The following is a 25,641-nucleotide window of genomic DNA, read 5'->3' on the forward strand; positions in this document are numbered from 1 at the left end:
ACAACGCAGCCGCCCCGTGTGAAGCACGGGTGCGGCGCTGACCATGGAGGAGTCGATGCAATTCACGCAAGCGATCGTTCGCCGCCCCGCGCCGTCCTGTGGCGCGGGCCTGACCACGGCCGAACTCGGCGCGCCCGATTACGACAAGACGCTCACCCAGTTCCACGCGTATTGCGACGCGCTGCGCACGCTCGGCGTCGCGCTGACCGAACTGCCGCCGCTGGAGGCATTCCCCGATTCGCACTTCGTCGAGGACACCGCGGTGGTGACGCCCGAATTCGCGGTGATCACGCGCCCCGGTGCGCCGGCGCGGCGTGGCGAGACGGTGCACATCGAAGCGGCGCTGGCCGCGCATCGCGACCTGCTGCCGATGCAGGCGGGCCGGCTCGACGGCGGTGACGTGATGCAGGTCGGCAAGCGCTTCTACATCGGCCTGACGGGTCGTACCGACGCCGAAGGCATCGCCGCATTCGACTCGCTCGTGTCGCGCTACGGCTATTCGGTCGTCGCGGTGCCGGTGGGCGCCGGCCTGCATCTCAAGTCGGTCGTCAACGCGCTCGGCGACGACACGCTGCTCGTCACCGAAGCGCTGGCCGCGCATCCGGCCTTCGCCGACTATCGCCGGATCGCGATCTCGGCCGCCGACGAATACGCGGGCAACACGCTGCGCGTGAACGGCACGCTGATCACGCCGGCCGGCTACCCGCGCGTGCACGATGCGATCGCGTCGCTCGGGCTGCCGCTGCACGTGATCGATACGAGCGAGTTCCGCAAGATGGACGGCGGCCTGACCTGCCTGTCGCTGCGGTTCTAGCCGATTGGCGCGCGGCCGCTTCGGCCGGATAATGTGGCCCCCGCGCGGAACCGGAGACGTTCCGCGCACCAGCCACGACCCGACCGGAGCGAACGCGGATGACCGACAAGAAGATGCAGCTCGACAAGATCGATCTCCGGATCCTCGACATCCTGCGCACCGACGGGCGGATTTCCTACCGGAAGCTGTCCGAGCTCGTGAACCTCACGCCGCGGCCGTGCCAGGCGCGCGTGGAGCGGCTCGAGGCGCTTGGGGTGATCGAAGGGTACCGCGCGGTGATCAAGGCGCCGCGCGCGACCAAGCCGATCGTCGTGATCGCGCAGATCACGCTGGCCGACCACGGGCGTTCGCAGGCGCCGTTCGAGGACGAAATGCGGGCGAATCCGGCGGTGCTCGATTGCTGGCTCGTCAGCGGCACGTTCGATTTCCTCGTGCGGCTCGCGTGCGAGGATCTCGACGAGTACCGGCGGATCGCGAACCTGTGGCTGGAAAGCCCGCGGTTCCGGATCGAGAAGATCGTGACGACGGCCGAACTGCAGGCGATCAAGCGCAGCGTCGTGTGATGCGGCCGGCCGGGAAGGGGCCGGCTCCGACGCGAATGACCCGGCCTGACGATTTGCATTCCGAATCAAATCGTCGGGCCTGAATCCAATCAGGGTGAACACTATGGATGCTTTGCAAGCGGCAGCGGAGACGCCCGCACCGTCCGGAACGACGCTGAAGCGCCGTCTGCAGGGCCGCCACATCGCGATGATCGCGATCGGCGGCTCGATCGGCACGGGGTTGTTCGTCGCGTCGGGGGCGTCGGTCGCGCAGGCGGGGCCGGGCGGGGCGATCGCCGCGTATATCGCGATCGGGCTGATGGTGTACTTCGTCGTCACGGGCCTCGGCGAGATGGCCGCGCTGATGCCGGTATCGGGCTCGTTCGCGATCTACGGCGAGAAGTACGTCGACGAAGGCTTCGGCGTCGCGCTCGGCTGGACCTACTGGTACAGCTGGGCCGTGACGATCGCGATCGAGCTGGTCGCCGCGCAGATCGTGATGCGCTACTGGTTTCCAACCGTACCCGGCATCTGGTGGGGCGCCGGTTTCCTCGTGCTGATCTTCCTGCTGAATACGCTGTCGGTGCGCGGTTTCGGCGAATCGGAATACTGGTTCTCGCTGATCAAGGTGGTCACCGTGGTCGCGTTCATCGCGGCGGGGCTGCTGATCGCGGCCGGCCTGATCGGGAACGGACATCCGGTAGGCTTGCGCAACTTCACGACGGGCGACGCGCCGTTCGTCGGCGGCGTGCACGCGATGATGAGCGTCGCGCTGATCGCGGGCTTCTCGTTTCTCGGCACCGAGCTGGTCGGGATCACGGCCGGCGAATCGGAAAACCCGCGCAAGACGATCCCGCGTGCGGTGAAGCAGATCTTCTGGCGGATCATGCTGTTCTACGTGTTCGCGATCTTCGTGATCGGGCTGCTGGTGCCGTACACGGATCCGAACCTGCTGAAGAGCGACGTGACCGACATCGGCGTGAGCCCGTTCACGCTGGTGTTCAGCCACGCGGGCTTCCGGCTCGCGGCCGGCGCGATGAATCTCGTGATCCTGACGGCCGTGCTGTCGGCCGGCAATTCCGGGACTTACGCGGCCACGCGGATGCTGTACAACCTCGCGGCGGAAGGGCGCGCGCCGGCGATGTTCGCGACGCTGTCGCCGGGCGGCGTGCCGCGCAACGCGCTGTACGCGACGATGGCCGTCGGCGGGCTGTGCTTCCTCACGTCGCTGACCAACAACCAGAGCATCTATCTGTGGCTGCTGAATACGGTCGGCATCACCGGCTTCATCGCGTGGCTCGGCATCGCGGTCTGCCATTACCGGTTCCGCAAGGGGTTCCTGAAGCAGGGCTACCGGCTCGAACAACTGCCGTACCGCGCGAAATGGTTCCCGTTCGGGCCGCTGTTCGCGATCGCGATCTGCATCGTGATCTCGCTCGGGCAGGATTACCAGGCGTTCTTCGCGGCCCGCATCGACTGGATGGAAGTGCTGTCGATCTACGTGTGGATTCCGCTGTTCGTCGCGATCTGGTGGGCGTATCGCCGTGCGCGCAAGAGCCGGCTCGTGCGCTACGAGGAGATGGACATCGGGCCGTGGCTGACGCGTTCGGTCGAAGCCGTCGATGCCGCGGCCACGCAGCACGGGCAGTCGCACTGACTGCCTGGTCCTGAAAGCGCGGTAACGGGCGCCGGATGTGCTTTACGGCCGGCTCCGATACGGCGCCCTGCGCGCGGCGGGTGACGCGCGCAAACCGCGCTCAGTGAACGGGCTGCAACTGCGCTTTCATGAAATCCACCCACGCGCGCACTTTCTGCGGCACGTGCCGCGTCGCGACGTACAGCGCGTAGACGTTCTGCTGCGGAAACCGGTACGCGGGCAGTGCATCGACCAGTGCGCCGCTTTCGAGATCGTCGCGCACGAGCCATTCCGGCAGCAGCGCGACGCCGCTGCCCTGGCGCGCCAGTTCGCTCAACACCGATGCGTTGTCGACGACGATGTGAGGCTTCGTCGCCGGTCGAAACGCATGTTCGTTGCCCGCGCGATCGGTGAGCGTCCATTCGGCGATTCGCTCGAGCCGGCTGTGGCCGAGCTGCGGCAGGCGGGCCAGATCGCCGGGTGACGCCGGCGGCGGGAGCCCGGCCTTCGCGGGCAGGTCGGGCGCCATCACGGCGAGCACGTCGCAGGTGGCGAGGCAGACACCGCGATAGGGCAGGTCGAGAAAATGCTCGTGGCGTCCGAGCCGGATCGCGACGTCGAAGCGGTCGCGCACGAGATCGGCCTGCGACGTGTGCGTTTCGAGCCGCACCCGCAACGCGGGATGCCGCGCGGTGAACGCATGCAGCATCGGTGCGAGGACGCGCGCCGCATACTCGACCGTCGACGTCACGCGCAGGATGCCCTGCATGCCGCCGTGCTCGCCGCGCACCTCGTCGATCGCGCCTTCGGCTTCTTCGAGCACGCGCAGGCAGCGCTGGTAGAAGCGCTCGCCGGCGTCGGTCAGCTCGACGCGCCGGGTCGTCCGCGTGAGCAGCGTGACGCCGAGCTCGGCTTCGAGCTGCTTCACGTTGAAGCTGACGGCTGCCCGCGCCTGGTTCAGCACGGTGGCGGCGGCCGTGAACGAACCGGCCTCGACCACGGCACGGAAGACGGCAAAACGATCGAGGCTCACCATGGTCGGGCGGGGGTCCTGTCTATGCATTGGATCGCTCGAAGGGTACCCGAATGTGCGGCACCCGTGCGGCGTGCGGCGCGTTGCAAAGGACGCGCGACACTGTCGCGGCCCGAGCCGATTGTCAAAAAATTTCGACGGGACCCGTCGAATCCGGCCGCTTACCGATGCGCGTGCCGGCTTCTACACTGCGGCGCTTCATGATGTTTCCGCCGCCATGCCAGACCGCTCCAGAATTGCCATCGTCTACCTGCTCGGCTTCGCGATCGATCTCGCGAACATGTTCATGCTGAACGCCGCGTATCCGGCGCTGCAGCGCGAACTGCACGCATCGGTCGCGCAGCTTGCGTGGGTCGGCAACATGTACGTGCTCGGCCTGACCGTCGTGATCCCGCTCGGCACGTGGCTCGCGCGCCGCTGCGGCGAGCGGCGCGTGTTCGCCGCATCGTTGCTGCTGTTCGGGCTCGGCAGTGCGGGCGTCGGCGCGTCGCCTTCGATCGAGGCGCTGCTCGCATGGCGGCTGGTCCAGGGGCTCGGCGGCGGGCTGCTGATCCCGGTCGGGCAGACGATGGCCTATCGCGCGTATCCGCCGCAGGCGCGGGCGCGGCTCACGTCGATCGTGATGATGGTCGCGCTGCTGGTGCCCGCGTTGTCGCCTGCGATCGGCGGGGCCATCGTCGATCGCGGGTCGTGGCGCGCGATCTTCTTCGCGATGTTGCCGATCGCGGCCGCGACCTGCGCGCTCGCGTTCGCGTGGCTGCCGCGCGACGGTGCGCGTGACCGGCCGCCGCGGCTCGACTGGCCGGGGCTCGGGCTGAGTGCGGCGGCGCTCGTCGCGTTGCTGCTCGGGCTGACCGCCGCGGGGCAGCCCGGCGGCGCGGCATTCCCGCTGGCGATGCTGGTGGTGGCCGTCGCGGCAGGCGCCGGCTATGCGGCGCATGCGCGTCGGGCCGTGGCGCCGGTGGTCGACCTGCGCCTGCTTGCGCAGCCGCTGCTGAGGGCCGGCGTGGTGGTCTATCTGTGCGTGCCGGGCATCTTTACCGGCGTCAACCTCGTCGCGTCGCTCTATCTGCAGAATGCGCTCGGATTGAGCGCCGCGCATGCCGGCGCGCTGATGCTGCCGTGGGCGATCGCGGCGTTCTTCGCGATCGCGACCACGCGCCGCTGCTTTGCGCGCCACGGCGCGAAGCCGTTGTTCACGTACGGCATCGCGATCGATTGCGTCGGCGTCGCGTTGCTCGCGACGCCGTGGGCCAGCGTCGAAGCCGTGCGCATCGCGGCGTTCGCGGCGATGGGGTTCGGAGCGAGCCTGTGCACGAGCACGTCGCAGAGCGCGGCGTTCGTCGAGGTGCCGGCCGACCGGATGAGCGACGCGAGCGCGCTGTGGAACATCAACCGGCAGTTGAGTTTTTGTGTCGGCGTGGCCGCGCTCGGCAGCGCGCTCAATGCGTTGCTGGCGCTCGATGCGGGCGGCCCGTCGCTTGCACCGTACCGCTGGTGCTTCGGGCTGGCGGTCGTGTTGACGTTGCTGCCGCTCGGCCTGATCGCGCGGCTTCCCGCGCACCATGCGCCGGTCGCGCAACCCGTTTCATCCCATTCCTGAGAACCTGAGAGCGTTATGAATCTGCCGAATCCGTATTTCAAGAAAGTCGTCGACACCATCGTCGACATCGAGTGCTGGTTGTCCGGCCGTGCCGGCCCCGAGCGGCTCGCGACGCTGATGGCGCGCTTTTCGCCGGGTTTTTCGATGATCACGATGTCGGGTACGGTGCTTGATTACGCGGGCGTCGATGCGCTGTTTTCACACGGGCACGGCGCGCGGCCGGGGCTGGTGATCGACATCGACGAGTTGCGCGGGCTCGCCGTATGGTCCGATGGCGCGACGATCGGTTATCGCGAGACGCAGACCGACGCCCAAGGGCGGCGCACGGTGCGGCGCTCGACGGCCGTGTTCCGGCGCGAGGCGGATGGGCTGATCGTGTGGCGTCATCTGCACGAGACGCCGGTCGCCGCGTGAGCAGGGGGTAGGGGGCATCCGCCAGTTTGCAAGAAGCGGTGCGGATGCCGTGCCGGCGTTACTTGTCCAGCTCCGGATAGTGCCGGAAGATGCCCATGTCGTTGAACGGGATGCGGCGTTCCGACTCGAGATAGAGCGCGACAGGCGGATGCAGTGCAACGCGGTCGTGCAGTGCGACCAGCGCCGCGATCTTCCGCTCCTCACGCTTCATCGCTTTCGGAAACGCGTAGCGCAGGCCCTCGATCAACTGGAACAACGACAGGTCCGCATAGCTGAGTGCGTTGCCGGCGAGGTAGCCGCTCTCGTGCGGATTTTGTGCGAGTACACGCTCGAAGTAGCCGAGGAATTTCGGCAGCCGGTTTTCGAGGAAATCGGCTGCACGCTCGGCGGCTTCCGCCTGCTGATCCTCGTAGTAGAGGCCGCTTGCGATCGGATGGTGCGTGTCGTGGATCTCGGTGACGAAATCGGCGACGGTCAACTGAAGCTGGTGCACCCACAGCCGGCCGGCTTCGTCGGCGGGCGCGAGCCCCAGCCGCGCGCCGAGAAACAGCAGGATGTTCGCGGTCTGCCCGATGACGACGTCGCCGGCCTTCAGGAACGGCGGCGCGAACGGCACGCATTCCGCCTTCGTGCTGTCCATCATCCGCATCATTGCCGGCACGCCCATGCCGCGCCCCGATTCACGCGCGACGTCGACATAATCGGCTTCGGCCGCTTCGAGCGCGAGCCGCACGTACTCGCCCCGGCCCTGGATCTCGGGCCAGTAATACAGTTCGTATCGCATGCTGTCTTCCCGTTCGTTGAACCGGCGCCGCCGGCATCGTGACGACCGGGCGGCCACGCGTCGCGTGCCACCCGCTGCGAATAGACAGTCTAGGCGATCGCAGGAAAAGTGCCGCGTGCGTCGTGCGTGCGTTACGCACCGCGCTCGCCGCCTTCGGGGCCGTAGAAGAACACCCACGTCGAGAAGTCGTCGGAGAAGCCGATGAAGCGGTGCTCGGCGTGTGCAGGGACGAACAGCACGTCGCCGGCCGCGACTTCGCATTCGCGTCCGTCGACGACGAAGCGTGACGAGCCCGTGGCGATCGCGTAGACCTCGTCGCGCGCGTGCGGCTTCTGCTTGTCCTCGATGCGCGGCCGGTACAGCTCGACGTCGAGCGTGCCGTGACGAAACAGCGTCGTGAACAGCGTGCCTTCTTCGTCGAGGCGTGCGAGCGATTCGTTCAGGCCGAGCTTCATGGCGGGGGCTCCGGGTCTGGATCATGGGGGTCGGGCCATACGGGTCGTGCCATCGTAGCGCGAAATGCCGGGGCGTCACACGGCGCGCACGGGGCGCGCGATCGCCATCCGTGGAACGAGTCACGCGGCGCTCGCCATGCATGAAACACCGGTGTCCATCCGTGAAACGACGATGCGATTGCGCGGATTCCATCGCGAGCTTCACCGCAATTTAATAAACGACGACTACGATCCGGCCTCGTCAATCGACAGCGACGCAGTGATTCGATCCGCGCTGCGGCACTGCCGTCCGTCGCCCACCTGCGCGACTCGCCCGATTGCCCTTTCCCGTGACCGTGAACGCGACACCGAGGTAACCCGTCGACGCCATTCACATCATTTCGTATTTCTTATGAAACAGAATCCGCTGGCTGCTTCACGCAGAAAATTCCTGGCCGCCGCGCCGGCCGTCGCGGCGGTGCCGCTGCTGAGCGCATGTGGCGGCGACGACGTCACGTCGGCGCCCGTTACCGACGCGGCGCTGGCCGCGCAAATGTCCGCGAAGCTGAACGCGCAGCTCGGCGATGCCGCGACGGTCGGCGCGATCCAGCCGGCGCTGACCGACGTCGGCTTTACCTGGGACTTGCCGTCGATGCCGGCGGCCCAGGCCGGCGCGATCGTCGCATACAGCTTCGGCAATCGCCCGAACGCGGCAAGCGGCAATACGTCGAGCACGGGCGGCAACCAGTCCGCGCTGCCCGATCCAGGGCCCGTCAACGAAGCGCTCGCGGACGCCGTCTACCGTATTCGGCAACTGAAACCGGTCAAGGTCTACGCGCAGTGGGAGATTGCGCGCTTTCTCGTGTCGAAATACGGGATGGGCACCGACGTGCTGTCGTCGATCGAGCCCGTGATCGCGAGCGACGGCACGATCGTGTACCTCAGTACGGCGGGCGTGGCCGCCGAGGCCGTGTCGCGCGCGGGCGGCGCGGCCGCGATGGGCAGCGTCGCGGTGGTCGGTCATCGGGATCACGCGAAGCGCTGCATCCAGACCTCGCAACAGGCGGGCATGAAGGCGGCCGCGGTTGCCGAGGTGTCGTTGCCGACGCTTTACGACCCGCAGTCGGGCCAGCCGTGGACGCGTAACCGCAGCCTGTACCTCGTGCACGACATGTATGCGCAGATGCTCGGCCGCGCGATCGGCGCGACGATGCAGGCGTTCCCGAAGGGCTGACGCACTTTCTTTTTCCCGATTCCGATGACCATGCAGACCCGCCGCCATTTTCTCGCTTCCGTTTCCGCTTCCGCGCTGGCCGCGACCGGTGCCGCCAGTACGCCGGCCTTCGCGAGCGACGCGCCTGTTTCAGACGCCGAACTGCAACGCCAGATGCTCGGCAAGCTGACGAACGAACTGAACGACCGCACCGCCGCCACCGACGAGACCGGTTACCTGTTCGAACCGTTTTTCTCGTGGCTGCCGCCGACCGTCCAGACCACGGCCATCAACACGATTGCCGCCTTCAGCTTCGGCAGTCGCGCCGCGGCGGCGACCGGTGCCGCGCCGGTGCCGGGCCCGGTGAACGAGGCGATTGCCGACGCCGTGTTCCTGCTGCACCAGAAGGTTGCCGTGCGGATCTTCGCGCAGCAGGAAGTCGCGAGCGTGCTCGCGTCGAAATACGGGCTGACGGCCGGCGTGACGTCGATCGCGACCCCGGCCCTGGCCGCCGGCAGCCCGATACCGACACCGGACGGCGTCGCTGCCGCGATCGTCAAGCAGGCCGGCTCGGCTGCGGCGCTCGGCAACGTCGGCGTCGTCACCCATACGGATCAGGCGTCGCTTGTCGTGCGCGTGTCGAATGCCGCGGGGATGCAGGCCGCGGTGCCGGCGGGCCTGGCGCTGCCGTCGCTTTACGACGCGTCCGCGCAGATGCCGGCATTGCGGCGCCGCGATCTCTACCTGCTGAGCAACGTCGGCGTGCAACTGGGCATGCTGCGGCTCGACCTGATCAACCGCGAATACCCGAACGGCTGACGCTGCCGGGTGTTTGCGGAACATCTCCCGTTCATCAAGCTCTTCCATTCCGGAATCGTCATGTCCTTTCGCGTGTCGCCGTGACATGCGCAGCGCGGTGGCGGGCGTGGCCGCCGCGCCGTGGTGTCCGCGTTGCCGGGTAATGCTTATCCGGGTATCGCCTGTACCACCCAACTCACTGTTTTTATTCACTTTTTTCGTTATCGTGGTACTCCGTGGGCCGATTTTGCGTGGCATAATCGATCACATCCGCAAGGCTTGTAGTCACAACGACCCCGCATACCCATGGCACAGACTCTTTACGACAAACTGTGGAACACCCACGTGGTCCACACCGAGGAAGACGGCACGACCCTGCTCTACATCGACCGTCAGCTGCTGCATGAAGTCACGAGCCCGCAGGCGTTCGAAGGGCTGAAGATGGCGCAGCGTCCGGTGTGGCGCATCAGCGCGAACCTGGCCGTGTCGGACCACAACGTGCCGACCACCGATCGCAGCCACGGCATCGCCGATCCCGTCTCGAAGCTCCAGGTCGACACGCTCGACGCGAACTGCGATGCGTTCGGCATCACGCAGTTCAAGATGAACGATGTGCGCCAGGGCATCGTCCACATCATCGGGCCGGAACAGGGCGCGACGCTGCCGGGCATGACGATCGTGTGCGGCGATTCGCATACGTCGACGCACGGCGCGTTCGGTGCGCTCGCGCACGGCATCGGCACGTCGGAAGTCGAGCACGTACTCGCCACGCAAACCCTGCTGCAGAAAAAGAGCAAGAACATGCTCGTGAAGGTCGAGGGCACGCTGCCGCGCGGTTGTACCGCGAAGGACATCGTGCTCGCGATCATCGGCAAGATCGGCACGGCCGGCGGCACGGGCTACGCGATCGAATTCGGCGGCTCGACGATCCGCGCGCTGACGATGGAAGGCCGCATGACCGTCTGCAACATGGCGATCGAGGCCGGTGCGCGCGCCGGCATGGTTGCCGTCGACGACACGACGATCGATTACCTGTTGGGCCGCCCGTTCGTGCCGACCGGCGCGGAATGGGACCAGGCCGTCGAATACTGGCGCCAGTTCAAGTCGGACGACGGCGCGCAGTTCGATCGCGTGGTCGAGCTGAACGCAGCCGAAATCGTCCCGCAGGTCACGTGGGGCACGTCGCCGGAAATGGTCACGTCGATCGACGGCCGCGTGCCCGATCCCGAGCGCGAGAAGGATCCGGTCAAGCGCGATGCGATGGAGCGTGCGCTGGCCTACATGGCGCTCGAGCCGAACACGCCGATCGAATCGATCAAGGTCGACAAGATCTTCATCGGCTCGTGCACGAACGCGCGAATCGAAGACATCCGCGCAGCCGCGTATGTCGTGAAGAAGCTGAACCGTCGCGTCGCGTCGAACGTGCGGCTCGCGATGGTCGTGCCGGGCTCGGGCCTCGTGAAGGCTCAGGCCGAGCGCGAAGGGCTCGACAAGGTGTTCACGGACGCCGGCTTCGAATGGCGCGAGCCGGGCTGCTCGATGTGCCTCGCGATGAATGCCGACCGGCTCGAGCCGGGCGAGCGCTGCGCGTCGACGTCGAACCGCAACTTCGAAGGCCGGCAGGGCGCGGGCGGTCGCACGCACCTCGTGAGCCCCGCGATGGCGGCGGCCGCGGCGATCGAAGGCCATTTCGTCGACATTCGCCAGCTGGGGTAACGCGTGACGGCATCGAAGATCATTGCGCGGCTGGTTGCCGCGCTGGCGCTGGCGGGGCTGGGCTTCGGCCTCGCGGGCTGCAATACCGTCCAGGGCTTCGGGCAGGACGTCAACGCCGCCGGCAGCGCGCTGAAGCGCGCCGCGGAGTGACGTCCCCCACCGAGATTTTGTCGATGTGCGCCGGCTGAACGCCGGCCCTTCAACCGGATAGACGGATCATGGAAAAATTCACAGTGCATACCGGCGTCGTGGCGCCGCTCGATCGCGAAAACGTCGACACCGACGCGATCATCCCGAAGCAGTTCCTGAAGTCGATCAAGCGCACCGGCTTCGGTCCGAACGCGTTCGACGAATGGCGTTATCTCGATCACGGCGAGCCGGGCCAGGACAACTCGAAGCGCCCGCTGAATCCCGACTTCGTGCTGAACCAGCCGCGCTACCAGGGCGCATCCGTGCTGCTCGCGCGCAAGAACTTCGGCTGCGGCAGCTCGCGCGAACACGCGCCGTGGGCGCTGCAACAATACGGCTTCCGCGCGATCATCGCGCCGAGCTTCGCCGATATTTTCTTCAACAACTGCTACAAGAACGGCCTGCTGCCGATCGTGCTGACCGAGCAGCAGGTCGATCACCTGTTCAACGAGACGGTCGCGTTCAACGGCTTCGAAGTCACGGTCGACCTCGACGCGCAGGTCGTGCGCACGGGCGACGGGCGCGAATATCCGTTCGAGATCGCCGCGTTCCGCAAGTACTGCCTGCTGAACGGCTTCGACGACATCGGCCTCACGCTGCGCCACGCGGACAAGATCCGCCAGTTCGAAGCCGAGCGCCTCGTGAAGCAGCCGTGGCTCAACACCAAGCTGGTCGGCTGAGATCGCCTTTCGGGCGGGCGCGCCGGCGGCGCGTTCGCCGGCCTGCCTCCATAAAAACCTACCCAGTCAGGAATTTCGCATGAAGATTGCAGTGCTGCCCGGCGACGGCATCGGTCCGGAAATCGTCAATGAAGCGGTGAAGGTGCTGAACGCACTCGACGAGAAGTTCGAACTCGAACAGGCGCCGGTCGGCGGCGCGGGCTACGAGGCAAGCGGCCATCCGCTGCCCGACGCGACGCTGACGCTCGCGAAGGAAGCCGATGCGATCCTGTTCGGCGCCGTGGGCGACTGGAAGTACGACTCGCTCGAGCGCGCGCTGCGCCCCGAGCAGGCGATCCTCGGGCTGCGCAAGCACCTCGAGCTGTTCGCGAACTTCCGCCCGGCGATCTGCTATCCGCAGCTCGTCGATGCCTCGCCGCTGAAGCCCGAGCTGGTCGCGGGCCTCGACATCCTGATCGTGCGCGAACTGAACGGCGACATCTACTTCGGCCAGCCGCGCGGCGTGCGCGCCGCACCGGACGGCCTGTTCGCGGGCGAGCGCGAAGGCTTCGACACGATGCGCTATTCGGAACCGGAAGTGCGCCGCATCGCGCACGTCGCGTTCCAGGCGGCCCGCAAGCGCGCGAAGAAGCTGCTGTCGGTCGACAAGGCGAACGTGCTCGAGACGTCGCAGTTCTGGCGCGACATCATGATCGACGTGTCGAAGGAATACGCGGACGTCGAGCTGTCGCACATGTACGTCGACAACGCGGCGATGCAGCTCGCGAAGGCGCCGAAACAGTTCGACGTGATCGTCACCGGCAACATGTTCGGCGACATCCTGTCGGATGAAGCGTCGATGCTGACGGGCTCGATCGGCATGCTGCCGTCGGCGTCGCTCGACAAGAACAACAAGGGCCTGTACGAACCGTCGCACGGGTCGGCGCCGGACATCGCGGGCAAGGGCATCGCGAACCCGCTCGCGACGATCCTGTCGGCCGCGATGATGCTGCGCTACTCGCTGAATCGCGCCGAGCAGGCCGATCGCATCGAGCGCGCGGTGAAAACGGTGCTCGAACAGGGCTACCGCACGGGCGATATCGCGACGCCGGGTTGCCAGCAGGTCGGCACGACGGCGATGGGCGACGCGGTGGTCGCGGCGCTGTAACGCGATCATGTAGAAAGGGTGCGAACAGGCCGCGAAATCGGCCGGTTCGCATACGGTTGGCCGTTGTGCGGGCCACCGGCTTTGTGTAGACTCGAACGATGGCGCATCTTTCCCTGATCTCCCCGGTCTTGAAACTCCACGGCAACACAGCCCGTGTGGGTGCGCGCGCCATCGTCATCACGAAAACCATTACCACGAAAACGATCATTAAACGCTGATCGTCCGTCGTGCCCGCCTATTTCCCCGCGCGGTCACACCGGGGACGGAATGGCGGGGAAGCTCCATCAAAGGGTTAGTCATGAACGTAGGTCTCGTAGGTTGGCGCGGCATGGTCGGCAGCGTCCTGATGCAGCGCATGCAGGAAGAGGGCGATTTCGACCTGATCGAACCGGTGTTTTTCAGCACCAGCAACACGGGCGGCAAAGCGCCGTCGTTCGCGAAAAACGAGACTACGCTCAAGGACGCGACCAACGTCGACGAGCTGAAGAAGTGCGACGTGATCATCACGTGCCAGGGCGGCGACTACACGAACGACGTGTTCCCGAAGCTGCGCGCGGCCGGCTGGAACGGCTACTGGATCGATGCGGCATCGTCGCTGCGGATGAAGGACGACGCGGTCATCATCCTCGATCCGGTCAATCTCGACGTGATCAAGGACGCGCTGGTCAAGGGCCAGAAGAACTTCATCGGCGGCAACTGCACGGTCAGCCTGATGCTGATGGCGCTCGGCGGCCTGTTCCGCGAGAACCTCGTCGACTGGATGACGGCGATGACCTACCAGGCCGCATCGGGCGCGGGCGCGCAGAACATGCGCGAGCTGCTGGCGCAGATGGGCACGCTGAACGGCGCGGTTCAGGCGCAGCTCGCCGATCCGGCTTCCGCGATCCTCGACATCGACCGCCGCGTGCTGGCCGCGATGAACAGCGACGCGATGCCGACGAGCAACTTCGGCGTGCCGCTCGCCGGTTCGCTGATCCCGTGGATCGACAAGGATCTCGGCAACGGGATGTCGAAGGAAGAGTGGAAGGGCGGCGCGGAAACCAACAAGATCCTCGGCAAGCCGGCGATGGGCGAGCCGGGTTCGATTCCGGTCGACGGCCTGTGCGTGCGAATCGGCGCAATGCGCTGCCACTCGCAGGCGCTGACGATCAAGCTGAACAAGGACGTGCCGCTCGACGAGATCAACGGCATCCTCGCATCGGCGAACGACTGGGTGAAGGTCGTGCCGAACGAGCGTGAAGCGTCGATGCGCGACCTGTCGCCGGCGAACGTCACAGGCACGCTGACGGTGCCGGTCGGCCGCCTGCGCAAGCTCGCGATGGGCGGTGAATACCTGTCGGCGTTCACGGTCGGCGACCAGCTGCTGTGGGGCGCGGCCGAGCCGCTGCGCCGCATGCTGCGCATCCTGCTCGACAAGTAAGTGGCGTGTCCGGCCCGCGAGTTGCGGGCCGCGGTGCACAAGATTGCGCGCCGCGTCGGCCTTGACGATATCAAGGCGGGCGCGGCGCGTTTTTCATGTGCGGGTCAGCGCATGTTCAGGAGCGTCTGGTCGACGGCCTGCTGGGTCTTGATCGTCTGCGCATTGGCCTGGTAATCGCGCTGCGCCTTGATCAGGTTCACGAGCTCGGTCGTCAGGTTGACGTTCGAGTTTTCCAGTGCGCTCCCCTGCAGCGTGCCGTGGTTCGTGCTGCCCGGCGCGGAGATCTGCGGCACGCCCGACGCGGTGGTTTCCACATACTGGTTGCCGCCGATGTTCTCGAGCCCGTTCGGGTTGTTGAAGTTCGCGAGCGCGATCAGGCCGAGCACCGCGCTCTGGCCGTTCGAGTAATTGCCGGTGAGCTTGCCGTCGGTGCCGATCGAGAACGTCGTCAGCGTGCCGCTCGCGAAGCCATCCTGTGCGAGGTTGTTCACGCCGCTTTTTCCACCGAACTGCGTCGTGCCGGTCAGGTCGAGCGTCAGGTTTTGCGGATTGGCGCCGCCCGACGCGTTGGGGATCGAGAACGCGAACTGGCCGAGGCTCTGCGTCGGCTGGCCGGTTGCGGCCGACGTCGTCGAGCTGATCCGGCCCGATGCGTCGAACGTGACGGTGCCGAGATTCGTCGGCGTCTGGCCCTGCACGCCCGCGTAGGCCTGCCAGGTACCTGCCGCGTTCTTCGCGAAATACATCGACACCTGTTGCGAGCCACCGAGCGTGTCGTACACCTGGATCGACGAATTGTAGTTGTACGTGGTGTTGTCGCCCGCGTTGAACGGCGTCTTGGCCGGCACCTTGTCCTGCGAGTTCAGGTTGAACTGGCCGGTGATCTTCGTCGTCGCCTGCGGCGCGATGTTGGTGGTCGGCGCTTGCAGCGGCACGGTCGCCGCGGTGTTGATCGCGCCGCCCGGGCCAGCCGCATAGCCCATCAGGTTGCGGTTCTGCGCGTCGACGATGGCGCCGCTCTTGTCGCGGTGGAATACGCCGTCACGCGAGTACGTCGTCACGCCGTTGTTCGACATCTGGAAGAAGCCGTTGCCGTTGATCGCGATGTCGAGCGACGACTTCGTCGTGTTGATCGTCCCCTGGCCGAATTGTTGCTGCACCGACGCGAGCCGCGTGCCGATGCCGATCTGCGTGTTGGTCGACGTCGCGACCGAGTTCGCGTACATGTCGGCGAAGTTCGCGCGCCCCTGCTTGTAGCCAACCGTGTTTGCGTTCGCGATGTTGTTGCCGATCACGTCGAGATGGTTCGCCGCGCCGGCCAACCCGCTCAAGCCCTGTTGATAGCCCATGTTCGATCCCCGTAACGAGCTGGTGAGTAAATGCAGTCGTGCGACTGCGCGATGCCCCCCTGGCACCTCACGGCGTCAGCCAGGCCGACCGCGTTCCCGCTGTTCCGGCGGGTGCGGGCGCGATGGTCGAGCTGCGCCGATTCTTGTTTGAAGACGATCCTAGCGACGGCAATTATTTGATCTGTGTAATTTTGTGTAATGAAATTGAATTGATGTCGAAATGATTGATTTCGTATGAGAAATGAAGCTGCGGCGAGGCTGGAAAGCCTTGTGGGACGGGGATTTGGCGGCAGGGGTGTTCAATTCGACGATCAGAGAGGGGAATTGGCCTCTTATCGATCAATTGAAATTCATTTGAATGGGGTGGTGGCCGACTGGATTTATTTTGATTGGCGCTTGTTAATCCATTAACGGCAAGTAGCGCGAATTATTGAGCAAACGTGCCTGATTCTCTGGTCGTGGTTCTGTGTCGGATCTCGGGTTGTGCTGATTGCATCGTTGAGCGAGCAAGGGCATGTGGCACGCGTTCGGCGGGCGATGCGGCCGGCCGGCTTTGCATCCAAGAGCGGCGCACTTCCGGTCGATCGGGGCGCGGGTCGCAGCGTGCGCAACCGGACATCCACGCGGCCCGATCGCGGGATGCCCCGACGCGCGCACGCAGTCGGTTGCGCCTGTCGGCGATGAATTCGGCCCGAACCTGATCACGTGAAGTAAACTACGCGGTTACGACGCACAGACCCGCCGAAAGCGTCGCGTTCCACGCGACGCTTTTGCATTTCTGCGGCAACCTTATTGACGCTTTCAACCGCGAATCCGAGCCGCGCCCGCGCGCGGCGATAGAGCCAACGATGTCCCGAATTTCCTTGTTTCCGCGTCAGTCCCGTCTGTCGCGCGCCGTGCGTGGCGCGCTGGCGATCCTGGCGCTCGGCGCAACCGCATCGGCCTGGGCGGCCGGCACCGGCGAACTGCCGGCGTCCGCTGCCGACGGCGCAGCGCCGCTTACCGTGACGGTCCAGCCGGGCCAGTCGCTGAACGACATCGCGAAGGCGGCCACGCAGTCGCGCGATCCCGGGGTGCTCGCGCGCGCCGGCCGCGCGCTGTTCGACGCCAATCCGCAGGCGTTCATGAAGCACGACGCGAGCCGCCTGAAAGTCGGCGCGACGCTGACCGTGCCGGCGCTCGATGCGACAGGCGCGGCAGTCGTGCCGGCCGCTGCATCCGCTGCATCCGCTGCATCCGCTGCATCCGCGGCGTCCGGTGCGGCGGCAGCGTCCGCACCCGCCGCCGCATCGGGCGGCACTGCAGTCGCGCAGCATGGTGCGTCCGCACCGCATCCGGGGTCGACCGTGCAATCCGCGCCGGTGGCGCCGGCCGTGCATGCGGCGCCTGTCAGCGGTGCGAGCGTCGCGACGGCCGCCGGCGCGTCGGCATCGGTCGGTGCTTCGGCTGCCCACGGCGCATCGGCTGTCGAAAGCATGCAGCCGGCGGCACCCGTGGCCGGTGCAAGCGGTCCGCATGTGTGGAGCGGGACGATCCAGTCAGTGCCGTCGTCCGCGAGCGGGGCCGTGCCCCCGCCTGTGTCGGGCAGCCAGGTTCCGGGCATGAACGAACCGGCTGGTGCGGCACCGGTCACGGGCGCGTCGCAGCCGCGGCCGTCGAGCCTGCAGCAACTGCTGGCGCTGAAGAACCGCGTGCTGATGGAATTGCAGAAGCACGGTATCGGCAAGCCGGCCACGACGAACGAGCTCAAGCCGGCGCCGGCACCGGCACCTGTCGCGCCGCGTCCGGCCGCGAGCGATGCGGGCACGTCCGCGGCTGCGGCTGCGTCAGCGACCGGCGAAGCGGCATCCGGCGTTGCTGCCAGCGCGGCGCAGCCGGCATCGGTGTCGGCACCCGCGCAGCCGGCCGCGCCGGTGGTGGCGCCTGCGCGCAGTCACGAGCAGATGGACTGGCGTCCGGCCGCGGTGGCCGGTGCGGCCGTGATCGTCCTCGCGGCAGGTTTCGCGTGGCGCAAGCGCAGGAAGAGCCGACGCACGGACGATGCGGGGACGGACACGGTGGCGACCGCTACGACAGCGGGCGGTGTCGCGGCAGCCGCTGCACAAGCCGAAGCCGCGCCGTCCGTCGAACCGGAACTGCCGATCCGGCCCGAGATGCCGGTCGCGCGTGATGCCGCTTCCGACCTGAACCTTGCCGCGGCGACTGCCGCAGCGGCGGAGCCGGTCGAGACACCGGATACGGATCTGTCGCCGTCGTCGGATGTGGCGAAGCCGCATGTCGAGCAGCCTGAATTGCCGACCGCACACGCGGCAGTGCCGCCCGCGAGCGAGCCGGCTCCGGTTTCGCACGATGCCGAGCCGATCGAAAAGGACGCGGCCGAAACGCCGATCGAGACGTCGGTGGAGACACGGGTAGCGACGCAGGTGGAAACGCCGACCGCACCCGCGGCCACCGATGCGCAGCACGCGGCGCTGATGCAGAACGCAATCAGCGCGCTCAGCAGCCTCGACATGCCGCTGCCGCCGCGCACGCCGGACGAGCCGTCGCTGGCGGCGGATGAGCCGGCTGCGCAAGCAGGGCAGTCCGACATCGATAAAATCGCAACTAACGGTCAAGCCCTCCAGCGTCTCCCGATTGGCTCGACCGATCCGGCCCCGGAACATCCGGCCGACCAGGACGACGAGTTCGATTGGGATCCGGACGCAGCGACGCCGGCAAGCCAGGCGGGCAGCCCGTTCGCGACGTCGTCGCTGCCGCCGCTCGGCGGCGCGCAGTTCGGCGCGCTGAAGCTCGATTTCGATCTCGACCTGCCGTCCGCGCCGGGCGCTGCGTTGCCGGCGCTGACGCCGGACGAACTCGCCCGCATCGCGCGCAACAAGCTCGACCTCGCGTCCGAGTATGTCGAGCTGGGCGACCTGTCCGGCGCGCGGACGCTGCTGCAGGAAGTGGTCGACGCGAACGACGCCGCGACGCGCGACGATGCGCGCGCGCTGCTCGCGAAACTGGCGGACGAGGCGTGATGCGGATCGCGCTCGGCATCCAGTACGACGGCGCGGCGTTCTGCGGCTGGCAGGCGCAGCCGCACGGCAAGACCGTGCAGGATCGGCTCGAGCACGCACTGGCCGAGTTCGCGCGCGTGCCGCTGCATACGACGGTGGCCGGGCGGACCGATACGGGCGTGCATGGGCTCGGGCAGGTCGTGCACTTCGATACCGACCTCGATCGTGAGGTTTTCTCGTGGGTGCGCGGCACCAACGCGTTCCTGCCGCCGACCGTGGCGGTGCAATGGGCGAAGCCGATGCCGGACACGTTCCACGCGCGTTTCTCGGCGTTCGAGCGCACCTATTACTACACGCTGTACGTGCATCCCGTGCGCTCGCCGATGCTGGCGGGGCGCGCGGGCTGGATCCATACGCCGCTCGACGACGACGCGATGCGCGCCGCCGCCGCGCATCTGATCGGCGAGCATGACTTCTCGTCGTTCCGGTCGTCGGAATGCCAGTCGAAGACGCCGGTCAAACACCTGTATCAGATCGACGTGCGGCGCGTGGGCCATTTCATCCATTTCCGGTTCCGCGCCAACGCGTTCCTGCACCACATGGTGCGCAACCTGATGGGCTGCCTCGTCGCGGTCGGTCGCGGCCGCTATCCGGCCGACTGGCTCGCCGACGTGCTGGCCGGGCGCGATCGCAAGCTTGCGGCGCCCACGTTCATGGCCGACGGGCTGTATCTCGCCCACGTCGGCTACCCGGCGGAATTCGCCGTCCCGCCCGCGCAGCTCGGCAGTGTGCCGTGGAGCAGCGTCTGGGCCGATCTGGACCCGCAATCATGACGGATCACGCCGTGTCTTCCTCGATTCCCGCCGCGGCCGGCCTGCCGCCGCGCACGCGCATCAAGCTGTGCGGGCTGTCGAAGCCCGACGACGTGCTGTACGCGGCCGCGCTCGGCGCCGATGCGATCGGCCTCGTGTTCTACCCGAAGAGCCCGCGCGCGGTGTCGATCGCGCAGGCGGCGGAGCTGGCGCGCCTCGCGCCGCCGTTCGTGTCGGTGGTCGGGCTGTTCGTGAACGCGACCGAGGCCGAGATCGAGGCCGTCGTGCGCGACGTGCCGCTCACGCTGCTGCAGTTCCATGGCGACGAGACGCCCGAGCAGTGCGACGCACTTGGCCGCGCGGCACGCCTGCCGTGGCTGCGCGCGGTGCGCGTGGGCCCCTCGACGCAATCGGCCGATTTGGTAGAATCGGGGCTTCATTATTCGAAAGCGCGCGGCCTCCTGTTCGACACCCTGGTGCCGGATTACGGTGGTAGCGGCAAGGTCTTCGATTGGTCTCTTATTCCCGCAGAGCTCGCGCATCGGGCCGTTTTGAGTGGTGGCTTGAGCGCGCAAAACGTCGGTGATGCGATTCGCCAGTTGCGCCCGTTTGCTGTCGATGTCTCGAGTGGCATCGAAGTGGAGGGCGCGAAGGGCGTGAAGGATCACGCCCGGATGGCGGCGTTCGTACGCGCGGTGCGCGAAGCGGACGCCGGGTGATGCAAGCCGGTGCGGCCCGACAAGCGGGGCGCGCCGACCGATCGAGAGAGACACCATGTACAACCTTCCTGATGATCGCGGCCATTTCGGCCCGTATGGCGGCACGTTCGTCGCCGAGACGCTGATTCACGCGCTGGACGAACTGCGCGCGGCGTATGAAAAATTCCAGAACGATCCCGATTTCGTCGCCGAATTCGAGCGCGAGCTGAAGCATTTCGTCGGCCGCCCGTCGCCGATCTATCACGCGCAGCGCTGGAGCGAGACGCTCGGCGGCGCGCAGATCTACCTGAAGCGCGAAGACCTGAACCACACCGGTGCGCACAAGATCAACAACGTGATCGGCCAGGCGCTGCTCGCGAAGCGCATGGGCAAGAAGCGCGTGATCGCCGAGACGGGCGCCGGCCAGCATGGCGTCGCGACCGCGACGATCTGCGCGCGCTTCGGGATGGAGTGCGTCGTCTACATGGGTTCGGAAGACGTGCGTCGCCAGGCCGCGAACGTCTACCGGATGAAGCTGCTCGGCGCGACGGTCGTGCCGGTCGAATCGGGTTCGCGCACGCTGAAGGACGCGCTGAACGAAGCGATGCGCGACTGGGTCACGAACATCGAGAACACGTTCTACATCATCGGCACGGTCGCGGGCCCGCACCCGTACCCGATGATGGTGCGCGACTTCCAGCGCGTGATCGGCGACGAGTGCAAGGTGCAGATGCCCGAACTCGCCGGCCGGCAGCCTGACGCCGTGATCGCCTGCGTGGGCGGCGGTTCGAATGCAATGGGCATCTTCTATCCGTACATCGACGACACCTCGGTGCAGCTGATCGGCGTCGAAGCAGCCGGCGACGGCCTCGACACGGGCCATCACGCGGCGTCGCTGATCGCCGGCAGCCCGGGCGTGCTGCACGGCAACCGGACCTACCTGCTGCAGGACGACAACGGCCAGATCATCGAGACGCATTCGGTGTCGGCGGGCCTCGACTATCCGGGCGTCGGCCCCGAGCACGCGTGGCTGAAGGACAGCGGCCGGGCGCAGTACGTCGGCATCACCGACGAGGAAGCGCTGAAGGCATTCCACGACTGCTGCCGGATCGAGGGGATCATTCCCGCGCTCGAGTCGAGCCACGCGATCGCGTATGGCGTGAAGCTCGCGCCGACGTTGCCGAAGGACAAGATCCTGCTCGTCAACCTGTCGGGCCGCGGCGACAAGGACATGCACACGGTCGCCGAGCGATCGGGCATCGAGCTCTGACCCCGACCGATGCGTGACCTGATCGAAGAACCGGGCGGCGGTGCCGCGAGCGAGGCGGGGGCGGTTCAGCCCGCCGCTGCCGAGCCGCGCGCGCTGCCGTCCGGTATCGAACTGCATAACCGCGATTTCCTGACCCATGCCGCGCACCTGCCGGACGCGTCGATCGACCTGATCGTCGCCGATCCGCCGTACGGGCTCGGCAAGGACTACGGCAACGACTCGGACAAGCGTTCGGGCGACGACTTTCTCGCGTGGACGCGCGAGTGGCTCGAGCTCGCGATTCCGAAGCTGAAGCCGAGCGGGTCGATGTACATCTTCTGCACGTGGCAGTACGCGCCGGAAATCTTCAGCTTCCTGAAGACGCAACTCACGATGGTCAACGAGATCATCTGGGACCGGCGCGTGCCGAGCATGGGCGGCACGACGCGCCGTTTCACGTCGGTGCACGACAACATCGGCTTTTTCGCGGTTTCCAGGGCGTATTACTTCGATCTCGATCCGGTCCGCATCCCGTACGACGCCGACACGAAGAAGGCCCGCTCGCGCAAGCTGTTCGAAGGCAGCAAGTGGCTGGAGATGGGCTACAACCCGAAGGACGTCTGGTCGGTCTCGCGCCTGCATCGGCAGCACGCGGAGCGCGTCGATCATCCGACCCAGAAGCCGCTGGAAATCATCGAGCGGATGGTGCTCGCAAGCTGCCCGCCGGGCGGCCGCGTGCTCGATCCGTTCATGGGCAGCGGCACGACCGCGGTGGCCTGCGCACGGCAGGGGCGCGACTTCGTCGGCTACGAGATCAACGAAAGTTATTGCGCGATCGCGCACGAGCGCGTGAACGCGCTCGCTGCGCCGGCGTGCGCGTGAATCGCGCCGCCCGTGTCGCCAATCGCATCAAGGAAAATTGCCATGTCCCGTATTCAGCAGACCTTCGCCGCGCTCGCCGAACAAGGCCGTAAGGGCCTGATCCCGTTCATCACGGCCGGCGACCCGGATCCGGCCAAAACCGTCGAATTCATGCACGCGCTCGCCGAAGGCGGCGCGGACGTGATCGAACTCGGCGTGCCGTTCTCGGACCCGATGGCCGACGGCCCCGTGATCCAGCGCTCGTCGGAACGCGCGCTCGCGCGCGGCGTCACGCTCACGAGCGTGCTCGCCGACGTGAAGCGCTTTCGCGAAACCGACCCCAAAACTCCCGTCGTGCTGATGGGCTATGCGAACCCGATCGAGCGGATGGGCGTCGACACGTTCGCGGCCGAAGCACAGGCGGCCGGGGTCGACGGCGTGCTCGTCGTCGACTATCCGCCGGAGGAGGCGGGCGTGTTCGCCGAGAAAATGCGCGCCGCGCAGATCGATCCGATCTTCCTGCTCGCGCCCACGTCGACCGACGAACGCATCGCCGACGTCGGCAAGATCGCGAGCGGCTACGTGTATTACGTGTCGCTCAAGGGCGTGACCGGCGCAGGAAATCTGGATGTTTCGAGCATTGCGGGTAAAATCCCGGCCATCAAGTCGCGCGTGCCGGTTCCGGTCGGCGTCGGCTTCGGTATCCGCGACGCCGAAACGGCGCGCGCGGTGGCCGAGGTGTCGGACGCCGTCGTGATCGGCAGCCGCCTCGTGCAGCTGCTCGAAAGCGCGGCGCCCGAGGGTGCCGCCGCCGCGCTGAAGACGTTCATCGCCGAGCTGCGTGCCGCCCTGGACGGCGCGGGCAAGGCGGCGCGATAAACACAACACAGGAAGCGGGAACGGGCCGGTTGGCCCGCCCCGCCACGGAACAGGAAACCATACGATGAGCTGGCTCGACAAACTGTTGCCGCCGAAGATCAAGCAGACCGACCCGAAAAGCCGCAAGGGCATTCCGGAAGGCCTGTGGGTCAAATGCCCGTCCTGCGAGGCCGTGCTGTACCGCAACGACGTGGACGCGAACCTGCACGTGTGCCCGAAGTGCGATCACCACATGCGCATCGGTGCGCGTGAGCGCCTCGACGGGCTGCTCGATCCGGAAGGCCGCTACGAGATCGGCCAGGAAATCGTGCCGGTCGATACGCTGAAGTTCAAGGACAGCCGCAAGTACCCCGATCGTCTGAAGGAAGCGATGGACGATACGGGCGAGACCGACGCAATGGTCGTGATGGGCGGTGCGATTCACACGCTGCCGGTGGTCGCGGCGTGCTTCGAGTTCTCGTTCATGGGCGGCTCGATGGGGTCGGTGGTCGGCGAGCGCTTCGTGCGCGGCGCGCAGAACGCGCTCGAACAGCAAGTGCCGTTCATCTGCTTCACCGCTTCGGGCGGTGCGCGGATGCAGGAAAGCCTGCTGTCGCTGATGCAGATGGCGAAAACCACCGCGATGCTGACCAAGCTGTCGGAAGCGAAGCTGCCGTTCATTTCGGTGCTGACCGACCCGACGATGGGCGGCGTGTCGGCGAGCTTTGCGTTCCTCGGCGACGTCGTGATCGCCGAACCGAAGGCGCTGATCGGCTTCGCCGGCCCGCGCGTGATCGAGCAGACGGTTCGCGAGAAGCTGCCGGAAGGCTTCCAGCGCGCCGAATTCCTGTTGAAGACGGGCGCGATCGACATGATCGTCGACCGTCGCAAGATGCGCGATGAGATCGCCCAGCTGCTGGCCCTGCTGCAGCGGCAACCGGCCGACGCGCTGGCCTGACCGGCGCGAGGTCGTGAACACTGCGCGTCGCCTGGCTTCAGCGTCAGGCGGCGCGCTTCGTTTTTTGGCGTAGTGGCGGCACCGATCCAGATTTGAACCGATGAGCACTTTTCCCACTCTCGACGCGTGGCTTTCGCATCTCGAACGCGCGCACCCGGTCGGCATCGACATGGGCCTGACCCGCATCGGGCAGGTCAAGGCGGCGCTGCAGCTCGAATTCGCGTGCCCCGTCATCACCGTCGGCGGCACGAACGGCAAGGGCTCGACCTGCGCGTTCCTCGAGACGATCCTCGTGCGCGCCGGCTATAAGGTCGGCTGCCACACGTCGCCGCACCTGCTCGAATTCAACGAGCGCGCGCGCGTGAACGGGCAGAACGTCACCGATGACGAACTGCTGCCGCACTTCGAGGCCGTCGAAGCCGCGCGCACGTCGCTGCCCGAGCCGGTGTCGCTCACGTACTTCGAATTCACGACGCTCGCGATCCTGCACCTGTTCGCATCGCGCGGGCTCGACGCGGTGATCCTCGAAGTCGGCCTCGGCGGCCGGCTCGACGCGGTCAACATCATCGATACCGATTGCGCGATCGTCACGAGCATCGACATCGACCACACCGAATACCTCGGCGACACGCGCGAGAAGATCGCGTTCGAGAAGGCCGGGATCTTCCGCGCCGGCAAGCCGGCGATCTGCGGCGATCCGGCCGCGCCGCAAACGCTGATCGACCACGCCGAAGCGATCGGCGCCGATCTGTGGCTGGTCGGCCGCGATTTCCGCTACGAGGCGCAGGCAGGCGCGGAGCGCCAGCAGTGGAGCTACCTCGGCCGCGAGAAGCGCTATCCGGCGCTTGCGTACCCGGCGCTGCGCGGGGCGAATCAGCTGATCAATGCGTCGGCCGCGCTCGCCGCGCTCGAAGCGCTGCGTCCGCTGCTGCCGGTGTCCGCGCAGGACATCCGGCTCGGCCTCGCGAACGTCGAGCTGCCGGGGCGCTTCCAGGTGCTGCCCGGCAAGCCGGCGATCGTGCTCGACGTCGCGCACAACCCGCATGCGTCGGCCGTGCTCGAGCAGAACCTCGGCAACATGGGCTTCTTCCCGTACACGTACGCGGTGTTCGGCGCGATGCACGACAAGGACATCGACGGCGTGCTGCAGCACCTGAAGGGCGAGATCGACCACTGGTGCGTGACCGACCTGCCGCTGCCGCGCGCGGCCTCCGCGGAGCAGCTCGAAGCCGCGCTGCGCAAGGCCGGCGTGGAGGAGGGGCCCGATTCGAGCGTCACGCGTTACACGTCGCCTGCCGAAGCGTTTCGCGATGCACTAAAAAGAGCATCCGAGAATGATAGAATCGTGGTTTTCGGCAGTTTCCATACGGTTGCCGGCGTGCTGGCCTACCGTAAATCGCAGCAACACTGACTGACGGGCAGTTTCGGACTCAG

At 66.8% G+C, this 25,641-nt stretch carries 25 protein-coding genes; 21 read left to right on the forward strand and 4 right to left on the reverse strand.

The genetic code is table 11. From position 1 onward, the window contains the following. Positions 1-55: 55 nt before the first annotated feature. The 3 genes from CFB39_RS22380 (at position 56) to CFB39_RS22390 (ending at position 3,013) form a co-directional block, all read left to right on the forward strand. Positions 56-814 carry a dimethylarginine dimethylaminohydrolase family protein gene (locus CFB39_RS22380; protein WP_089474471.1) on the forward strand — a complete coding sequence of 253 codons (759 nt, stop codon included), beginning with the start codon at positions 56-58 and terminating at the stop codon, positions 812-814. A 98-nt stretch (positions 815-912) separates the two neighbouring features. After that, positions 913-1,377, forward strand: a complete 465-nt coding sequence (locus CFB39_RS22385) for an Lrp/AsnC family transcriptional regulator (RefSeq protein WP_089427955.1) — start codon at positions 913-915, stop codon at positions 1,375-1,377. Between the two features lie 103 nt (positions 1,378-1,480). Beyond that, entirely contained in the window at positions 1,481-3,013 is a 1,533-nt protein-coding gene (locus CFB39_RS22390) for an amino acid permease (protein WP_089474472.1), read from the forward strand. A 100-nt stretch (positions 3,014-3,113) separates the two neighbouring features. On the opposite strand, the gene CFB39_RS22395 is transcribed toward CFB39_RS22390, so the two are convergent. After that, a complete protein-coding gene (locus CFB39_RS22395) occupies positions 3,114-4,028 on the reverse strand; it encodes a LysR family transcriptional regulator (protein WP_089474473.1) in 915 nt (304 codons plus the stop codon). A gap of 214 nt (positions 4,029-4,242) precedes the next feature. Here CFB39_RS22395 and CFB39_RS22400 point away from each other — a divergent pair, with 214 nt between their 5' ends. Both CFB39_RS22400 and CFB39_RS22405 read left to right on the forward strand, forming a co-directional pair. Further along, complete coding sequence (locus CFB39_RS22400) at positions 4,243-5,628, forward strand: MFS transporter (protein WP_089474474.1); 1,386 nt, start codon at positions 4,243-4,245, stop codon at positions 5,626-5,628. 15 nt (positions 5,629-5,643) lie between these two features. Further along, complete coding sequence (locus CFB39_RS22405; RefSeq protein WP_089474475.1) at positions 5,644-6,042, forward strand: DUF4440 domain-containing protein; 399 nt, start codon at positions 5,644-5,646, stop codon at positions 6,040-6,042. Between the two features lie 58 nt (positions 6,043-6,100). On the opposite strand, the gene CFB39_RS22410 is transcribed toward CFB39_RS22405, so the two are convergent. Both CFB39_RS22410 and CFB39_RS22415 read right to left on the reverse strand, forming a co-directional pair. Next, on the reverse strand, positions 6,101-6,826 hold the full coding sequence (locus tag CFB39_RS22410; RefSeq protein ID WP_089474476.1) for a glutathione S-transferase: 726 nt from the start codon (positions 6,824-6,826) through the stop codon (positions 6,101-6,103). Between the two features lie 131 nt (positions 6,827-6,957). After that, positions 6,958-7,281: a cupin domain-containing protein gene (locus tag CFB39_RS22415; protein WP_089474477.1), complete on the reverse strand. Its 324-nt coding sequence runs from the start codon at positions 7,279-7,281 to the stop codon at positions 6,958-6,960. Between the two features lie 391 nt (positions 7,282-7,672). Between CFB39_RS22415 and CFB39_RS22420 the strand changes: the two genes are divergently transcribed. The 7 genes from CFB39_RS22420 to asd all read left to right on the forward strand — a co-directional run bounded on the left by CFB39_RS22420 (position 7,673) and on the right by asd (position 14,423). After that, positions 7,673-8,494: a hypothetical protein gene (locus CFB39_RS22420; protein WP_089474478.1), complete on the forward strand. Its 822-nt coding sequence runs from the start codon at positions 7,673-7,675 to the stop codon at positions 8,492-8,494. Positions 8,495-8,524: 30 nt separating this feature from the next. Beyond that, on the forward strand, positions 8,525-9,292 hold the full coding sequence (locus CFB39_RS22425) for a Tat pathway signal protein (protein WP_089475632.1): 768 nt from the start codon (positions 8,525-8,527) through the stop codon (positions 9,290-9,292). A 285-nt stretch (positions 9,293-9,577) separates the two neighbouring features. Continuing rightward, positions 9,578-10,987: a 3-isopropylmalate dehydratase large subunit gene (gene leuC / locus CFB39_RS22430; RefSeq protein WP_089427948.1), complete on the forward strand. Its 1,410-nt coding sequence runs from the start codon at positions 9,578-9,580 to the stop codon at positions 10,985-10,987. A 3-nt stretch (positions 10,988-10,990) separates the two neighbouring features. Then, positions 10,991-11,137, forward strand: coding sequence for an entericidin A/B family lipoprotein (locus CFB39_RS22435; protein WP_089474479.1), 147 nt, complete (start codon positions 10,991-10,993; stop codon positions 11,135-11,137). A gap of 68 nt (positions 11,138-11,205) precedes the next feature. Further along, positions 11,206-11,856 carry a 3-isopropylmalate dehydratase small subunit gene (leuD, locus tag CFB39_RS22440; protein ID WP_039358292.1) on the forward strand — a complete coding sequence of 217 codons (651 nt, stop codon included), beginning with the start codon at positions 11,206-11,208 and terminating at the stop codon, positions 11,854-11,856. A 79-nt stretch (positions 11,857-11,935) separates the two neighbouring features. Then, positions 11,936-13,003 carry a 3-isopropylmalate dehydrogenase gene (gene leuB, locus CFB39_RS22445; RefSeq protein ID WP_089432401.1) on the forward strand — a complete coding sequence of 356 codons (1,068 nt, stop codon included), beginning with the start codon at positions 11,936-11,938 and terminating at the stop codon, positions 13,001-13,003. A gap of 298 nt (positions 13,004-13,301) precedes the next feature. Then, the gene (gene asd, locus CFB39_RS22455) at positions 13,302-14,423 is read left to right on the forward strand and encodes an aspartate-semialdehyde dehydrogenase (RefSeq protein ID WP_069251145.1); all 1,122 of its coding nucleotides are present in this window, start codon (positions 13,302-13,304) and stop codon (positions 14,421-14,423) included. A gap of 104 nt (positions 14,424-14,527) precedes the next feature. On the opposite strand, the gene flgE is transcribed toward asd, so the two are convergent. Next, positions 14,528-15,772, reverse strand: coding sequence for a flagellar hook protein FlgE (gene flgE, locus CFB39_RS22460; RefSeq protein ID WP_089474480.1), 1,245 nt, complete (start codon positions 15,770-15,772; stop codon positions 14,528-14,530). Positions 15,773-15,810: 38 nt separating this feature from the next. On the opposite strand from flgE, the gene CFB39_RS39580 reads away from it, so the two are divergent. The 9 genes from CFB39_RS39580 to folC all read left to right on the forward strand — a co-directional run bounded on the left by CFB39_RS39580 (position 15,811) and on the right by folC (position 25,618). After that, positions 15,811-15,996, forward strand: coding sequence for a hypothetical protein (locus CFB39_RS39580; protein ID WP_144030300.1), 186 nt, complete (start codon positions 15,811-15,813; stop codon positions 15,994-15,996). Between the two features lie 624 nt (positions 15,997-16,620). Beyond that, positions 16,621-18,792, forward strand: coding sequence for a FimV/HubP family polar landmark protein (locus CFB39_RS22465; RefSeq protein WP_089474481.1), 2,172 nt, complete (start codon positions 16,621-16,623; stop codon positions 18,790-18,792). Next, complete coding sequence (gene truA / locus CFB39_RS22470) at positions 18,792-19,604, forward strand: tRNA pseudouridine(38-40) synthase TruA (protein WP_039358302.1); 813 nt, start codon at positions 18,792-18,794, stop codon at positions 19,602-19,604. Before CFB39_RS22465 ends, truA begins: the two co-directional genes overlap by 1 nt. Further along, positions 19,601-20,302: a phosphoribosylanthranilate isomerase gene (locus CFB39_RS22475; RefSeq protein ID WP_089474482.1), complete on the forward strand. Its 702-nt coding sequence runs from the start codon at positions 19,601-19,603 to the stop codon at positions 20,300-20,302. The genes truA and CFB39_RS22475 overlap by 4 nt, the downstream gene beginning before the upstream one ends. A gap of 55 nt (positions 20,303-20,357) precedes the next feature. Next, on the forward strand, positions 20,358-21,551 hold the full coding sequence (gene trpB / locus CFB39_RS22480) for a tryptophan synthase subunit beta (RefSeq protein ID WP_089474483.1): 1,194 nt from the start codon (positions 20,358-20,360) through the stop codon (positions 21,549-21,551). A gap of 9 nt (positions 21,552-21,560) precedes the next feature. Continuing rightward, positions 21,561-22,412 carry a site-specific DNA-methyltransferase gene (locus tag CFB39_RS22485; protein ID WP_089474484.1) on the forward strand — a complete coding sequence of 284 codons (852 nt, stop codon included), beginning with the start codon at positions 21,561-21,563 and terminating at the stop codon, positions 22,410-22,412. A 42-nt stretch (positions 22,413-22,454) separates the two neighbouring features. Then, the gene (gene trpA, locus CFB39_RS22490; protein ID WP_089474485.1) at positions 22,455-23,270 is read left to right on the forward strand and encodes a tryptophan synthase subunit alpha; all 816 of its coding nucleotides are present in this window, start codon (positions 22,455-22,457) and stop codon (positions 23,268-23,270) included. A 64-nt stretch (positions 23,271-23,334) separates the two neighbouring features. After that, positions 23,335-24,207 (forward strand): acetyl-CoA carboxylase, carboxyltransferase subunit beta, encoded by an 873-nt coding sequence (gene accD / locus CFB39_RS22495; protein ID WP_089427938.1) that lies wholly within the window; start codon positions 23,335-23,337, stop codon positions 24,205-24,207. Between the two features lie 100 nt (positions 24,208-24,307). Further along, on the forward strand, positions 24,308-25,618 hold the full coding sequence (gene folC, locus CFB39_RS22500; RefSeq protein ID WP_089457851.1) for a bifunctional tetrahydrofolate synthase/dihydrofolate synthase: 1,311 nt from the start codon (positions 24,308-24,310) through the stop codon (positions 25,616-25,618). Positions 25,619-25,641 lie beyond the last annotated feature (23 nt).

Source organism: Burkholderia sp. AU6039, from assembly GCF_002223365.1.
In the GTDB taxonomy this organism is placed as follows: domain Bacteria; phylum Pseudomonadota; class Gammaproteobacteria; order Burkholderiales; family Burkholderiaceae; genus Burkholderia.